The 15,008-nt window shown below is 59.5% G+C and carries 13 protein-coding genes and 1 tRNA gene; all 14 read left to right on the top strand.

The window, feature by feature from the left end:
* Nucleotides 1-121 (top strand): hypothetical protein (locus tag EPO61_10900; GenBank protein ID TAJ08093.1); only part of this gene is annotated, 121 nt, incomplete at its 5' end.
* A 26-nt stretch (nt 122-147) separates the two neighbouring features.
* Nucleotides 148-297, top strand: a complete 150-nt coding sequence (gene rpmG, locus EPO61_10895; GenBank protein TAJ08092.1) for a 50S ribosomal protein L33 — start codon at nt 148-150, stop codon at nt 295-297.
* A gap of 25 nt (nt 298-322) precedes the next feature.
* Nucleotides 323-399, top strand: a tRNA-Trp gene (locus EPO61_10890).
* Between the two features lie 86 nt (nt 400-485).
* Nucleotides 486-680 carry a preprotein translocase subunit SecE gene (secE, locus tag EPO61_10885; GenBank protein ID TAJ08091.1) on the top strand — a complete coding sequence of 65 codons (195 nt, stop codon included), beginning with the start codon at nt 486-488 and terminating at the stop codon, nt 678-680.
* A 67-nt stretch (nt 681-747) separates the two neighbouring features.
* A complete protein-coding gene (nusG, locus tag EPO61_10880) occupies nt 748-1,284 on the top strand; it encodes a transcription termination/antitermination protein NusG (GenBank protein TAJ08090.1) in 537 nt (178 codons plus the stop codon).
* Nucleotides 1,285-1,316: 32 nt separating this feature from the next.
* The gene (gene rplK / locus EPO61_10875; protein ID TAJ08089.1) at nt 1,317-1,742 is read left to right on the top strand and encodes a 50S ribosomal protein L11; all 426 of its coding nucleotides are present in this window, start codon (nt 1,317-1,319) and stop codon (nt 1,740-1,742) included.
* A 44-nt stretch (nt 1,743-1,786) separates the two neighbouring features.
* On the top strand, nt 1,787-2,479 hold the full coding sequence (locus tag EPO61_10870; protein ID TAJ08088.1) for a 50S ribosomal protein L1: 693 nt from the start codon (nt 1,787-1,789) through the stop codon (nt 2,477-2,479).
* 27 nt (nt 2,480-2,506) lie between these two features.
* The gene (locus EPO61_10865; protein ID TAJ08087.1) at nt 2,507-3,442 is read left to right on the top strand and encodes a 50S ribosomal protein L7/L12; all 936 of its coding nucleotides are present in this window, start codon (nt 2,507-2,509) and stop codon (nt 3,440-3,442) included.
* A gap of 140 nt (nt 3,443-3,582) precedes the next feature.
* The gene (gene rpoB / locus EPO61_10860) at nt 3,583-7,545 is read left to right on the top strand and encodes a DNA-directed RNA polymerase subunit beta (protein TAJ08086.1); all 3,963 of its coding nucleotides are present in this window, start codon (nt 3,583-3,585) and stop codon (nt 7,543-7,545) included.
* Between the two features lie 13 nt (nt 7,546-7,558).
* Nucleotides 7,559-11,731 (top strand): DNA-directed RNA polymerase subunit beta', encoded by a 4,173-nt coding sequence (rpoC, locus tag EPO61_10855; protein ID TAJ08085.1) that lies wholly within the window; start codon nt 7,559-7,561, stop codon nt 11,729-11,731.
* Between the two features lie 91 nt (nt 11,732-11,822).
* Nucleotides 11,823-12,194, top strand: a complete 372-nt coding sequence (locus EPO61_10850; GenBank protein TAJ08084.1) for a 30S ribosomal protein S12 — start codon at nt 11,823-11,825, stop codon at nt 12,192-12,194.
* A gap of 18 nt (nt 12,195-12,212) precedes the next feature.
* Entirely contained in the window at nt 12,213-12,683 is a 471-nt protein-coding gene (locus EPO61_10845; GenBank protein TAJ08083.1) for a 30S ribosomal protein S7, read from the top strand.
* A gap of 78 nt (nt 12,684-12,761) precedes the next feature.
* Entirely contained in the window at nt 12,762-14,843 is a 2,082-nt protein-coding gene (fusA, locus tag EPO61_10840; GenBank protein ID TAJ08082.1) for an elongation factor G, read from the top strand.
* A 45-nt stretch (nt 14,844-14,888) separates the two neighbouring features.
* A partial coding sequence (tuf, locus tag EPO61_10835; protein ID TAJ08081.1) for an elongation factor Tu occupies nt 14,889-15,008 on the top strand: 120 nt, incomplete at its 3' end.

Raw genomic sequence — 15,008 nt, 5'->3', positions numbered from 1 at the left:
TAACGTGTCGGTGACGGCGGAGCTGATTTCGCCGATCGCCATGGACCAGGGGTTGCGGTTTGCGGTGCGCGAGGGCGGCAAGACCGTCGGCTCCGGCGTCGTCACTGAAATCCTGGCATAAACGAGAGAGCGACGTAGGAGTACACGATGCGGGATATCATCGCCATGGCTTGCACGGTGTGCAAGGAGCGGAACTACTCCACGATGAAGAACAAGAAGAACGACCCGGACCGGATCGAGCGGAACAAATACTGTAACACCTGCCGGAAGCACCAGCCGCATAAGGAAGTGAAATAGGCCTGGGCTTTGTGCTGATTTGGGTAGGGGCATGGTGTTCAACGGCTAGCACGTCGGTCTCCAAAACCGAAGGTCCGGGTTCGATTCCTGGTGCCCCTGCCAAGCCGAGATGGCTCGACCTGTGCGCGAGTGAGGGGCGGTCTGGGGCCGTGTAGTTGGAGTGAATCGGAGTAACGGGAGTTGGGCTTATGTTCGCGAAGATTCGGGACAACATCAAACAGTTCGTGCTGGACGTCAAGGCGGAGGTGAAGAAGGTTTCCTTCCCTAGCAAGGAGGAGACCATCGGTTCTACGCTGGTCGTCATCGTCTTCTGCTTGGTTATGTCCATCTATCTCTCGCTTGTGGATTCCTTCCTAGTCTGGCTGGTCAGCAGGGTGATCTAAATCGCAGGGGGCGAGCGGGGTCCGCGCAGCCGCCTTGGCTTGGCGAACGGCATTTGAGGATGAGTCGATGAACAAGAACTGGTACGTGATTCATACCTATGCTGGATTCGAGGGGCGGGTGAAGACCAGCATCCTCGAACGAGCCAATCAAATGGGCTTGGTGGAGAGATTGGGTCAGGTGCTGGTTCCCACCGAGGATGTGATCGAGATCAAGGATGGGAAACGCCGCCAGTCCAAGCGCAAGTTCTTTCCGGGCTATGTCTTGGTCGAGCTGGAATCCCCGCTGACCGACGAGACCGTGCAGATGATCAAGGAGACGCCGAAAGTCACCGGCTTCGTGGGCGGCAGCACCAAGCCCATCCCCTTGACGACGGAAGAGGCGGAGTCGCTGCTGAAGCAGGTGGATCAGGGGGCCGCGGCGCCGCGGGAGCAGGTTCGTTTTATTAAGGGTGACAATGTGCGCATCATCGATGGGCCGTTTCTTGGTTTCAACGGCCTGGTGGACGAAGTGGACCAGGATCACAGCCGTGTCAAAGTGCTGGTCAGTATTTTTGGTCGCTCGACCCCAGTGGAGCTGGGCTTCTTGCAAGTGGAGCGTGTGTAAAGGACTGACAGGGAAGTCGAAGGAGCGTCGCAATGGCGAAAGAAATTACCGGGCAAATCAAATTGCAAATTCCAGCCGGCAAGGCCAATCCGGCTCCGCCCGTGGGTCCGTCCCTCGGACAGCACGGCGTGAATATCATGGAATTCTGCAAGCAGTTTAACGCCAGGACCCAGAAGGACGGAGACAGCATCATCCCGGTTGTGATCACGGTCTACAAGGACCGGACCTTTACGTTCGTTACCCGGACGCCGCCGGCATCCGACCTGTTGAAAAAAGCCTCTGGCATCATCAAGGGCTCCGGCGTGCCGCACAAGGACAAGGTGGGTAAAATTTCCAAGGCGCAGCTCAAGGACATCGCCACCAAGAAAATGGCGGATCTGAATGCCGCCGATGTGGATGGGGCGATGAAGATCATCGAGGGCACGGCGCGCAGCATGGGGATCACCGTCCAGGGCTAGGCGGACGCAGTGGGCCTTTACGAGGACCGAGTAAGGAGCGGAGCATGGGCAAGAAAATGACAGCAGCAGCAGCCAAGGTGGAGCCGCGCGTCTATGGGCTCAAGGAGGCTGTCGGCGTCGTCAAGCAGTCGGCCTTCGCCAAGTTCGACGAGTCCGTGGACCTGGCGTTGCGGTTGGGAGTTGACCCCAAACGGTCCGACCAGATGGTGCGCGGCACTTCCGTGTTGCCCCACGGCACCGGCAAGAAGGTCCGGGTGTTGGTGTTTGCAAAGGGCGAGAAAGAGCAGGAGGCGAGGGCGGCCGGAGCCGATTATGTCGGATCCGACGATTTGATGGAAAAGATCAAGGGTGGCTGGATGGATTTTGACCAAGCCATCTCAACCCCCGACTTAATGGGCTCGGTCGGGAAGCTCGGCAAGGTGTTGGGGCCACGAGGACTGATGCCCAACCCAAAAACCGGCACGGTCACGTTTGAAGTGGGAAGGGCAGTTGCGGAGATCCGTAAGGGCCGGGTGGAATACAAGGTCGAGAAAGCGGGCATCGTGCAAGTGCCGGTCGGCAAGGTGTCCTTCGACGAACAGCGGCTCTATGAAAATGCCCACACGATCCTGGAGGCTGTGATGAAGGCCAAGCCGGCCTCGTGCAAGGGACGTTATCTGAAGAGCGCGACGATCTCCAGTACGATGGGGCCCGGCGTGAAGTTGGATGTTGCAGCAATCAGCAAGCAGTGGAGTTGAGCGGACGGTTGAGGTGAGGAGAGGAGCATGAAAAAGGAAGAGAAAGCCACGGCGGTGGCCGAGCTGCATGAGAAGTTTGCGCGTGCCCGGCTTGCCATCATGACCGAGTGCTCCGGCTTGGAGGTGAACCAAGTCACCGAGTTGCGAAAACAGCTGCGGGGCGTCAAGGCCGAGTTCAAGGTCGTCAAGAACACGTTGGCCGCCCTGGCGGTGGACGGCACTACGTTGCTGGAAGCCAAGCCCTATTTTAAGGGCCCCATGGGAGTCGTGTTGGGTTACGACGATCCCGTGCTGCCGACCAAGGTTCTGCGCGACTTCATGGGAGCGGAGAAGCGCGATGAAAAGATGAAGATCGCGGCCGGGGTTCTGGAAGGCAAGCTGCTGAAGCCGGCTCAGATCGCCGCGGTCGCAGCGCTGCCGTCCAAGCCGGTCTTGCTGGCGATGCTGATGTCGACGATGCAGGGGCCGGTGCGCGGCACTGTCTTCGTCTTGGCAGGGTTGCTGAGAAAAACAGTTGGCGTATTGACGGCGATTCAAGAGAAAAAGAAAGGAGAAGGGGACATGCCTACGACAGAAGGAAAGTTGACGCAAGACGAAATTCTGAAGGGGATCGATACGATGACGGTGCTGGAGCTCTCCGAACTCGTCAAGGCTATGGAAAGCCGGTACGGAGTGACGGCGGCGGCGCCGGTGGCGGTCGCGGCGGCGGCTGGTGGCGGGGGAGCGGCCGCGGCCGCGGCGGAAGAGAAGACCGCGTTTGACGTTATTTTGGCCAGTGCTGCGGCAGACAAGAAGATCCAGGTCATCAAGGTTGTGCGCGAGCTCACCAGCCTGGGCCTGAAAGAGGCCAAGGATTTGGTGGAGGGTGCGCCCAAGCCGGTCAAGACCGGGGTGACCAAGGAAGAAGCCGAAACGATGAAGAAGAAGCTGGAAGAGAGTGGCGCCAAGGTCGAAGTGAAGTAACGTCCGGCGACAGCAAGCGAATCGCGTGCGCAGGATGGCAGGATAGAATGCTGCACCGGTCGGCCGACCTCAGTCGTCGGCCGCCGGTCACGCGGCCACGGTCGGCGGTATAACTCACGACGACCAAAAGGAGCGAGGGCATGTCGGAAACCACGGTCAATGGGTTGATCGAGCGGAAGGATTTCTCGAAAATCCGTGCCAACATTGACATCCCTGACCTGATCGAGATCCAGAAGCGGTCCTACGAGCAGTTTCTCCAGATGGAGTCGCTGCCCGAACGCCGGGCGGACAACGGGCTCCAGGCCGCGTTGACGAGCGTGTTCCCAATTGCCGACTACAACAACACAGCGATCCTGGAGTTCTCCAGTTATTCGCTGGGGACGCCTAAGTATGACGTGCGGGAATGTCTGGAGCAGGGGATGACCTTCGCCGTTCCCTTGAAGGTCAGGGTCCGGTTGGTGGTCTTCGATCGGGAGGATAAGTCGCCCAAGAAGAAAGTGCTGGATGTGCGCGAGCAGGAGGTCTATGTCGGCGAATTGCCGCTGATGACGGAACGCGGCACGTTCATTGTGAACGGGACCGAGCGCGTGGTGGTCAGCCAGTTGCACCGCTCGCCGGGCGCCTCATTCACGCACGACAAGGGGCGGACTCATGCCAGCGGCAAGGTGCTCTACTCCGCCCGCATCATCCCCTATCGCGGTTCCTGGCTGGACTTTGAATTTGATGCGCGGGACATTCTCTACGTGCGTATCGATCGTCGTCGGAAGATGCCGGCGACAATCCTCTTGAAGGCGTTCAGCTTTTCCAGTGACGATCTGCTTAAGATGTATTACCCGGTCGAGGAAATCCGGGTGGCCAAGGGCAAGCTCTTCCGCAAGCTGGATCCGGAGATCCACCATGGCCTGCGCTGTTCGATCGAGGTGGCGGAAAAGGGCAGCAAAGAGCCTATCGTGCGGGAAGGGGCGAGGCTCACGAAGGCCCTGATCGCGCGGGTTCGTGCGGCTGGAGTCAAGGAGATTCCGGTGGCGGCTGGTGAACTCGTGGGGCGGGCCGTGCTGACGGAACTCGTTGATCCGACCAGCAAAGAGAAGATCGCTGAGAAAAACCATAAGCTCACGCCGGCGAGCGTCGAGAAGATTCTCGAGAGCAATATCGAAAGCTTCAAAGTTATCTATTTGGATTCGGCCACCGCCACGCCGGTGATCCTGGACACGCTGGAAATGGAGCGCACGGCGTCCAAGGAAGAGGCCATGGTGGAGATCTACAAGCGTCTCCGGCCGGGGGAAACGCCGTCGATCGAGACCGCGCGCGCCTTGTTTGAAAACTTGTTCAACAATGCGAAGCGCTATGACCTGTCTCCGGTCGGCCGGTTGAAATTAAACAAGAAGCTTGGGTTGGATCTTCCACTGGAGCAGCGAACCCTGGTGCCGCAGGACATTGTCGAGGTGATCCGGTATCTGGTGAACCTCAAGGTGGGTAAAGGCGAGATCGACGACATCGATCACTTGGGCAATCGCCGGGTCCGATCCGTCGGCGAGTTGCTGGAAAATCAGTTCCGGTTGGGGTTGGCTCGGATGGAGCGCAGCATCAAGGAACGGATGAACCTGCTGGACATGGAAACGGTGCTGCCGCACGACCTCATCAACGCCAAGCCGGTGGTGGCCGCGATCAAGGAATTCTTCAGCAGCAGCCAGCTTTCTCAGTTCATGGACCAGACCAACCCGCTGGCGGAAATTACACATAAACGGCGACTCTCCGCGCTGGGGCCTGGAGGGCTCACGCGAGAGCGGGCCGGGTTCGAGGTGCGCGATGTGCACCCGTCACATTACAGCCGCATCTGTCCGATCGAGACTCCGGAAGGGCCGAACATCGGGTTGATCACATCGCTGGCGACCTACGCGCGGATCAACGAATTCGGGTTCATCGAAGCGCCCTATCGGAAAGTCAAGAAAGGGCGGGTGACCGACGAAATCGAGTATCTCTCGGCGATCGAGGGCGAAAAGTATTTGATCGCCCAGGCCAACTCGAAAGTCGACGGCACGGGGCGGCTCGTGTCGGACACCGTGTCGGCTCGATACGGCGGGGATTTCGTCATGGCCATGCCCGACAAGGTCGAGTACATGGACGTCTCCCCCAAACAGGTGGTCAGTGTCGCGACGGCGCTGGTGCCGTTCCTGGAGCATGACGACGCGAACCGTGCGCTGATGGGTTCCAATATGCAGCGGCAGGCCGTGCCGCTGATCAGCACGGATGCGCCGCTGGTCGGGACCGGTATGGAGGCGGTGGTCGCGCGGGATTCCGGCTATGTCGTCCAGGCCAAGCGTGCGGGGGTTGTCGAAAGCGTGGACGCGACGAGGATCATGGTTCGAGCTGAACATCGGAAGGGCGAAAGCCGCAAAGGCGACCTGAGCTTGGACGTCTACGACCTCATCAAGTTCCAACGGTCCAATCAAAACACCTGCATCACGCAGAAGCCGGTAGTCCGCGTGGGCCAGCCGGTCAAGAAGGGCCAGGTGTTGGCCGACGGGCCGGCCATCGATCGCGGAGAGCTTGCGCTTGGCCGCAACGTTTGTGTGGCCTTTATGCCCTGGGGAGGATTCAATTTCGAGGACGCCATCCTGCTCAGCGAGAAGCTGGTGCGCGAGGATGCGTTCACCTCGATCCACATCGAGGAGTTCGAGGTCGAAGCCCGGGACACCAAACTTGGCAAAGAAGATATCACCCGCGATATTCCGAACATCGGCGAGGAGGCGCTCCGGAATCTTGACGAGAGCGGGATCATCCGCATCGGGGCGGAGGTCAAGCCGGGTGACATTCTGGTGGGCAAGGTTACTCCTAAGGGCGAGACCCAGCTGACGCCGGAAGAAAAGCTGCTGCGGGCGATCTTCGGCGAGAAGGCCGGAGACGTCAAGGATACGTCGCTTCAGGTGCCGCCGGGAGTCGAGGGCATCGTGGTGGACGTGAAGATTTTCTCGCGCAAGGGGTTGGACAAGGACGAGCGATCCAAGAGCATCGAGAGTGAGGACGTGCTCAAGCTCCAGCGGGATCATCAGGACGAACTGCGTATCATCGAGGAAGAGAAAAACAAGAAAATTAGAAAGCTGCTCCTGGGCAAAGTCGTGGGGCGTGACCTGATGGACCCGGACAGCGGCGACGTGATTCTCAAGAAAAAAGGCAAGCTCACTGCCGAAATTCTCAAGAAACTATCGGATGACAACGTTCGCCACATCATCCTCAGCGATCCTGACGAGCAGAAAGAACTGGAAGAGATCGAGCGGGTGGCCAAGGACCAGAGCGAGATTCTCCAGACGCTCTACGATGAGAAGGTCGGGCGGCTCAAGCGGGGCGACGAGCTACCGCCCGGCGTCATCAAGCTGGTCAAGGTCTATATTGCCATGAAGCGCAAAGTGTCGGTCGGCGACAAGATGGCCGGCCGCCACGGAAACAAGGGCGTGGTCTCCCGCATTCTTCCGGAAGAAGACATGCCCTACCTTCCGGACGGGACCCCGGTCGAAATCGTGCTTAATCCGCTGGGCGTGCCGTCGCGCATGAACGTGGGGCAGATTCTGGAAGCCCACCTGGGCATGGCGGCCAAGGCGCTGGGCATTTATGTCTCGAGTCCGGTGTTCGACGGGGCAGCCGAAAAGGAAATCAAAGAACTGCTGAAGAAAGCCAAGATGGCCACAAGCGGGCAGTTCACTGTCTACGATGGCCGGACCGGCGAGGCTTTTGGAAGTCCGGTGACGGTCGGCTACATGTACATGCTGAAGTTGCACCACCTGGTGGATGACAAGATCCACGCCCGTTCGATCGGGCCCTATTCACTGGTCACCCAGCAGCCATTGGGCGGCAAGGCGCAATTTGGTGGACAACGGCTGGGCGAGATGGAGGTCTGGGCCCTGCAAGCCTACGGCGCCGCCTCCACCTTGCAGGAGTTTCTGACAGTCAAGTCGGATGATGTGCCGGGCCGGTCGCGGATCTACGAAGCGATCGTCAAAGGCGAAAATTTCTTGGAGCCGGGGCTGCCGGAATCCTTCAATGTGCTGGTCAAGGAATTGCAAAGTCTGGGCCTGGATGTCGAACTGATCAAGGCCAAAGACTAAGGAGGGACCAACCTTGGAAGGCATCTATACACTATTCGAGAAGCCGCGTGATGCCGTGTCGTTTGATGCGATGCGGATTCGGATCGCCTCGCCGGACAAGATCCGATCCTGGTCGTACGGCGAGGTCAAGAAGCCCGAGACCATCAATTACCGGTCTTTCAAGCCGGAGAAGGACGGACTCTTCTGCGCCAAGATTTTCGGTCCCATCAAGGACTGGGAGTGCAACTGCGGCAAGTACAAGCGGATGAAGCACCGCGGGATCGTCTGCGACAAGTGCGGCGTCGAGGTGATTCAGTCCAAGGTGCGGCGTGAGCGGATGGGACATATCGAATTGGCCGCTCCCGTGGCGCACATCTGGTTCCTGAAGGGGGTGCCCAGCCGCATCGGGACGCTCCTGGACATGAGCCTCAAGCACTTGGAGAAGATCCTCTACTTCGAAAGCTACGTCGTGGTGGACCCCGGCGATACGCCGCTCAAGGAGAAGGAACTGCTGACGGACGAGAAGCTCCGCGAATGCCAGGACGAGTACGGCCTCCATGCGTTCAAGGCGGGCATCGGCGCAGAGTCGATCCGGGAACTCCTGCGGAAGGTTGACATCACGGGTCTCTGGGACGAGCTGCAAGGCAAGTCCAAGGGTGCCACGTCGGCGGCGCTCAAGAAGAAGCATGCCAAGCGGCTCAAGGTGCTCGAAGCCTTCCGCAAATCCGGCAACAAGCCTGAGTGGATGGTGATGGATGTGATTCCGGTCCTGCCGCCCGAGCTGCGCCCCCTGGTGCCGTTGGACGGCGGCCGGTTTGCGACTTCTGACCTCAACGACCTATACCGCCGGGTCATCAACCGGAACAACCGGCTCAAGCGATTGATTGAGCTCAAGGCGCCGGGCGTGATCATCCGCAACGAAATGCGCATGCTCCAGGAGGCGGTGGATGCGCTGTTCGACAACGGCCGCCGGGGTCGGGCCATTCGCGGGCCAAACAAGCGCCCGCTCAAGTCGTTGAGCGATATGTTGAAGGGTAAGCAAGGGCGTTTCCGGCAGAACCTGCTGGGAAAGCGCGTGGACTACTCGGGCCGCTCGGTCATCGTGGTTGGACCGGAGTTGCGCTTGAACCAGTGTGGTTTGCCTAAGAAAATGGCTCTGGAGTTGTTCAAGCCGTTCATTTTCCACAAGCTGGAAGAGCGGGGTGCCGCGACGACGATCAAGAGCGCCAAGCGGTTGGTTGAGAAGGAGCGGCCGGAAGTTTGGGATGTGCTGGATGAAGTGATCCGGGAGCACCCGGTCATGCTGAACAGGGCCCCGACGCTCCATCGACTCGGCATCCAGGCTTTTGACCCTGTGCTGGTCGAAGGCAAGGCGATCCGCCTGCACCCGCTGGTGTGCGCGGCCTTCAACGCGGACTTCGACGGCGATCAGATGGCGGTTCACGTGCCGCTGTCGGTCGAAGCGCAGGTCGAGTGCCGGGTCCTGATGATGTCGATCAACAACATCCTCTCGCCGGCGAATGGTAAACCCATCGCGGTGCCCTCGCAGGATATGGTCTTGGGTTGCTACTGGCTGACCAAAGAGCGGGCGGGCGCAAGGGGGGAGGGCAAGGTCTTTGGCTCACCCGAGGAGGTCCGCATGGCCTATGATGCCCGCGCGGTCGAAGAGCACGCGAAGATCAAGGTGCGGGTTAATGGGGCGATGGTGGACACGACCGTGGGGCGGGTGCTGATGGGCGAGATACTGCCTGCCTCGATTCCATTCTCGCATGCCAACCAACTGATGACCAAGAAAGAGATGACCAAGCTCATCGATACGGTCTACCGGCAGGCCGGACACCGCGAGACCGTTGTCCTATTGGACAAGGTGAAGGACATTGGCTTTACCTATGCGACGCGGGCGGGAGTCTCGATTTGTATCGACAACATGCACATCCCGTCGAAGAAGGAAGAGTTGATCTCCCGGGCGCAGCGGGAAGTCAACGAGATCGAGAAGCAGTATGGCGAGGGCCTCATCACGAACGGCGAGCGCTACAACAAGGTCATCGACATCTGGGCTCACGTGACCGAGCAAGTTGCCGGGGAGATGATGAAAGAGCTGGGATCGGGGACCGACTCCCAGTCGCCGGCCGCGTTCAATCCGATCTTTATGATGGCGGACTCTGGCGCTCGCGGCAGCTCGCAGCAGATCCGTCAGCTGGGCGGGATGCGCGGGTTGATGGCGAAGCCATCGGGCGAGATCATCGAGACCCCGATCACGGCTAATTTCCGCGAAGGCCTGACCGTGCTGCAGTACTTCATCTCGACCCACGGCGCCCGCAAGGGGTTGGCCGACACGGCCTTGAAGACCGCCAACTCCGGCTACCTGACCCGTCGGCTCGTGGACATCTCGCAGGATGTGATCATCAGCGAGGTGGATTGCGGGACGACCGACGGAATCGTGGTCAGTGCGTTGGTCGAGGGCGGAGAAGTCATTCAGCCCATCGAAGATCGAATCCTGGGCCGGCTGGCGGCCGAAGACATTCGGGATCCCGTGACCGGCGAGATCATCGTGAAGGCCAACGAAGAAATCGACGAAGATCGGGCAAAAGGCGTGGTGGAATCCGGTGTGGATCGGGTAAAGATCCGGTCGGTGCTGACCTGTCAATCCCGGCGAGGGGTCTGTATCAAATGCTACGGACGCGATCTGTCGCGCGGGCGCCTGGTGGAGATGGGCGAGCCGGTCGGAGTCATCGCGGCCCAGTCCATCGGTGAGCCGGGCACGCAGTTGACGATGCGGACCTTCCATATCGGTGGTACCGCCAGCAAGGTGGTGGAGCAAACGGTGTTGGAGGCGAAGCACGCTGGGTTCATCCGGTTCATGAGTTTCGACGCCAAGAAAAACACCGATGTACATAACGCGGGGATCGCGGTTCGGAACAGAGAGGGCGAGTGGGTGGTGATGAATCGAAACGCCAAGATCGCCATCTACGACGAAACCGGGCGCGAGCGCGAGAAGTACACCGTAGTTCACGGTGCCAAGATCAAGATCAAGGACGGAGACCGGGTTGCGGTCGGGCAAAAGCTGGTCGAGTGGGATCCCTATTCGCTGCTGATCCTGACCGAGGTCGGCGGCAAAGTCGCTTTTGGAGACATCACCGAAGGCGTGACCATGAAAGAGGAGTTCGACGAGGTTACCGGCCTCTCTCGAAAGGTCGTGATCGAACATACGGGCGCCACGCTGCGGCCGCGCATTTCTATTAAGGACGAGGGCGGCAAGACGGCCAAGGTGTCGAACGTGACCTCCGTGGCGCGGTATCTACTGCCGGTGGGTGCCCACATCTTCGTGGACAAGGGCGCGACGGTGCACCCGGGCGACGTGCTGGCCAAGATCCCGCGCGAGACCACCAAGACAAAGGATATCACCGGCGGTCTGCCTCGGGTGGCCGAACTCTTTGAGGCCCGCAAGCCGAAGGAGCAGGCCGTGATCAGTGAGATCGACGGAGAGGTATCCTACGGCGGTCTGGTCAAGGGCATGCGTAAAGTGCTCGTCGACAACAAGATGGGCGACGTGAAGGAGTACTTGATCCCCAAGGGCAAGCATGTGAACGTGCATGAGGGGGACTGGGTGAAAGCCGGCGAGCCCTTGATGGACGGTTCCGCCAATCCTCACGATATCCTGGACGTCCTCGGCCCCAAGGAGTTGCAGAAGTATCTGGTGGATGAGGTGCAGGATGTGTATCGGCTCCAGGGCGTGTCGATCAACGACAAGCACATCGAAATTATCGTGCGGCAGATGCTGCGCAAGGTCCGCATCGAAGAACCGGGCGACACGGAGTTTCTGCCCGGCAGCCAGGTGAGCAAGTTCGAGTTCGAGGACAAGAACGAACAAGCCTTGGCCAAAGGCGGGAAGCCGGCGCTCGGCAAGCCGGTCTTGTTGGGCATCACCAAGGCGGCCCTTACGACCGACAGCTTCATCTCGGCCGCATCATTCCAGGAAACGACGCGGGTGCTTACCGAGGCGGCAATCAACGGCAAGGAAGATATCCTGCTCGGATTGAAAGAAAACGTGATCGTGGGACGCTTGATCCCGGCCGGTACGGGGTTTGAAACCTATCGAGACACCTTTGTGATCAGCCCAAAGCCGGAAGTGCCGGCGTTGGAAGCCGAGCCGGTCGTCATCAGTCAGGATGCCGCCGCAGCGGAAGGCGAGAGCAGCGGAAACTGAACGAAAGGGCCAGTTTGGCCTTGACATGAGCGGATAGTCTCACTATAATCCGTAGGTTTCCTAGCGAGGCGCAAATAATTCGAGGAGATGCATGCCAACGATTAATCAGCTGGTGAGGCAAGGGAGAACGCTCACCACGTGGAAAACGAAGAGCCCGGCCCTGAAGCGATGTCCGCAGAAGCGCGGGGTCTGTATTAGGGTTTATACCACGACTCCCAAAAAGCCGAATTCCGCGCTCCGCAAGGTGGCCCGTGTGCGGTTGACCAACGGCATGGAAGTGACGACCTATATCCCTGGCGAGGGGCACAACCTGCAGGAGCACTCGATCGTGCTGGTTCGAGGCGGTCGCGTCAAGGACCTGCCGGGGGTGCGCTATCACATTGTGCGTGGCTCTCTGGATGCCGTCGGGGTTGCAAATCGGAAGCAGAGCCGTTCGAAGTATGGCGCGAAACGGCCCAAGTAAGAATCGAAGGATATAGCAATGTCACGTAGACGGTTATTTGGAACGAGAGAAATCCAGCCGGATCCGCGCTTCCGGGACAAGCTGGTCGGAAAGTTTGTCAATATTCTGATGAGTGCTGGCAAGAAGAGCACGGCCGAGCGAGTGTGCTTTGGGGCCTTCGATCTGATTCAGGAAAAGACCGGCAACGATCCGCTCAAGGTCTTCAAGGCCGCTATTGACAATGTCAAGCCGGTGGTTGAGGTGAAGTCCCGCCGGGTGGGTGGCGCGTCATATCAGGTGCCGGTGGAGATCCGCCCGGTGCGCCGCATGACCTTGGCCTTGCGCTGGATCGCTGAATATGCGAAGGCGCGGGGCGGCAAGAGCATGGCTGAGAAGCTTGCGGGTGAATTGCTCGATGCTGCGAATAATACGGGCGCGTCGGTCAAGAAACGCGAGGACGTGCATCGGATGGCGGAGGCCAACAAGGCCTTCGCACATTACCGCTGGTAGGTAGGGTTTTGTGCTGCAGTTGGGCCACGAGCCTGACGTGGACGTGGCGCTGCAGCATCATTGTTTTCGGAGGGTGAGTTGGCTAGGCAGTCGCCGCTAGAGCGGACAAGAAATATCGGTATCATGGCGCACATTGATGCCGGGAAGACGACGACCACGGAGCGCATCCTGTACTACACCGGAGTCTCCCATCGGATGGGCGAGGTGCATGACGGGGCTGCAACCATGGACTGGATGGAGCAGGAACGGGAGCGTGGCATCACGATCACCGCGGCGGCGACGACCTGTTTCTGGCGCGAGCACCGGATTAACATCATCGATACGCCGGGTCACGTGGATTTTACGATCGAAGTGGAGCGGTCTCTGCGCGTGCTGGATGGGGCGGTTGCGGTGTTTGATTCTGTGCAGGGCGTTGAGCCCCAGTCCGAGACGGTCTGGCGCCAGGCCGACAAGTATCGAGTGCCGCGCATCGCGTTCATGAACAAGATGGACCGGATTGGTGCTGACTTTTATGGGGGCGTTCAGACTATTGTTGATCGCTTGGGGGCGAACCCGGTGCCGATCCAGTTGCCGATCGGGCGTGAAGCGGACTACAAGGGGTCGATCGACCTTGTCACGATGAAGGCCTATATCTACGACGACGAGACGCTGGGGGCGAAGTACAAGGTCGAGGAGATCCCGGCTGACCTGCTCGATCAAGCGAAAGAGTATCGTGAAAAAATGATCGACAAGGTGGCTGAGCATGACGAGCAGGCGATGGAGCGCTACCTGAATGGTGAGAGCCTTTCGGTCGATGAAATTAAGCGCGCGATCCGAGGTGGGACCATTGCCATGAAGCTGACGCCTGTGATCTGTGGCTCCGCCTTCAAGAATAAAGGGGTGCAGCAGCTCTTGGATGCGGTCGTAGATTATCTGCCCTCCCCGCTGGACATCCCCCCTGTGGTGGGTGTGGAGCCGGCTGGCGGCAAAGAGGTTAAGCGGTCGGCGAATGATGACGAGCCCTTTGCGGCGTTGGCATTCAAGATCATGACCGATCCCTTTGCTGGCCAGCTCACATTCTTCCGGGTTTATTCTGGGACCTTGAAGACTGGCACGTCGGTATACAACATCACCAAGGATACGAAGGAGCGCATCGGTCGGCTGCTCAAGATGCACGCGAATAAGCGTGAAGACATCGAAGAGGTCTATGCCGGTGACATCGCCGCTGCGGTGGGCCTCAAGGGTGCCACAACCGGAGATACGCTTTGTGACGAGAAGAAACCGGTCCTTCTCGAGGTGATGAAGTTTCCCGAACCGGTTATCGCGATGGCGATCGAGCCCAAGACCAAGCAGGACCAGGAAAAGCTCGGATTTTCGCTCCAGAAGCTGGCGCAGGAGGACCCTTCCTTTAGGGTCCATACCGATGAAGAGACGGGCCAGACGATCATCGCCGGGATGGGCGAGCTTCATCTGGAGATCATCGTGGATCGCCTGCTTCGCGAGTTCAAGGTGGATGCCAATGTCGGCAAGCCTGAGGTGGCCTATCGGGAAACGATCCGCGGGACAGCCGAGCACGAGGCCAAGTACATCAAGCAAACCGGCGGCCGCGGTCAATACGGGCACGTCGTGCTGACCGTCGAGCCGGCCGAGCCCGGTGTCGGGTTCGAGTTCATGAATAAGATCGTGGGCGGAGCGATTCCGAGGGAATACATTCCGGCAATTGAAAAGGGTGTGAAGGAGCGGATGGAGGCCGGGGTGTTGGCTGGCTATCCCTTGCGAGACGTCTGTGTGAAGTTGATCGACGGGTCCTATCATGACGTCGACTCCAATGAGATGGCATTCAAGATTGCCGGATCTATGGCCTTGAATGAGGCGTGCAGGAAGGCAAACCCGGTCCTGCTCGAGCCGATCATGAAGGTCGAGGTCTTGGTGCCTCAGGAATTTATGGGGGACGTGATCGGGAATCTGAACGGTCGGCGCGGCAAGGTGCATGGCATTAAGGTGCGGGCCGGCGCCCAGGCCATCGAGGCAGCCGTTCCCCTGAGCGAGATGTTCGGCTACGCGACCGATTTGCGGTCCCGTACTCAGGGCCGGGCCACTTACAGCATGGAATTCGACCGGTATGAGCCGGTCCCGAAGCAGATCGCCGAGGCCATCATCGCCAAGAACCGCGGCGAGTAGATGATCCGGGAGCGAGCTTCGACGTACTGAGACGAGGAGGAGGCGATGGCGAAGGCGAAATACGAGCGGCGGAAGCCCCACGTGAACATTGGGACGATCGGGCACGTGGACCACGGCAAGACGACGTTGACCTCGGCGCTGACGAAGGTGTGCAGCGACAAGGGG

It is taken from the genome of Nitrospirota bacterium (genome assembly GCA_004296885.1).
In the GTDB taxonomy this organism is placed as follows: Bacteria; Nitrospirota; Nitrospiria; order Nitrospirales; family Nitrospiraceae; genus SYGV01.
This window is presented reverse-complemented; position numbering and strand designations above follow the sequence as displayed.

What these genes read in the sequence shown, in the direction of transcription:
- rpoB (TAJ08086.1), top strand. Translation starts at nt 3,583, where the DNA reads ATGTCGGAAACCACGGTCAATGGGTTGATCGAGCGGAAGGATTTCTCG.
- nusG (TAJ08090.1), top strand. Translation starts at nt 748, where the DNA reads ATGAACAAGAACTGGTACGTGATTCATACCTATGCTGGATTCGAGGGG.
- EPO61_10870 (TAJ08088.1), top strand. Translation starts at nt 1,787, where the DNA reads ATGGGCAAGAAAATGACAGCAGCAGCAGCCAAGGTGGAGCCGCGCGTC.
- secE (TAJ08091.1), top strand. Translation starts at nt 486, where the DNA reads ATGTTCGCGAAGATTCGGGACAACATCAAACAGTTCGTGCTGGACGTC.
- rpmG (TAJ08092.1), top strand. Translation starts at nt 148, where the DNA reads ATGCGGGATATCATCGCCATGGCTTGCACGGTGTGCAAGGAGCGGAAC.
- EPO61_10850 (TAJ08084.1), top strand. Translation starts at nt 11,823, where the DNA reads ATGCCAACGATTAATCAGCTGGTGAGGCAAGGGAGAACGCTCACCACG.
- EPO61_10865 (TAJ08087.1), top strand. Translation starts at nt 2,507, where the DNA reads ATGAAAAAGGAAGAGAAAGCCACGGCGGTGGCCGAGCTGCATGAGAAG.
- rplK (TAJ08089.1), top strand. Translation starts at nt 1,317, where the DNA reads ATGGCGAAAGAAATTACCGGGCAAATCAAATTGCAAATTCCAGCCGGC.
- EPO61_10845 (TAJ08083.1), top strand. Translation starts at nt 12,213, where the DNA reads ATGTCACGTAGACGGTTATTTGGAACGAGAGAAATCCAGCCGGATCCG.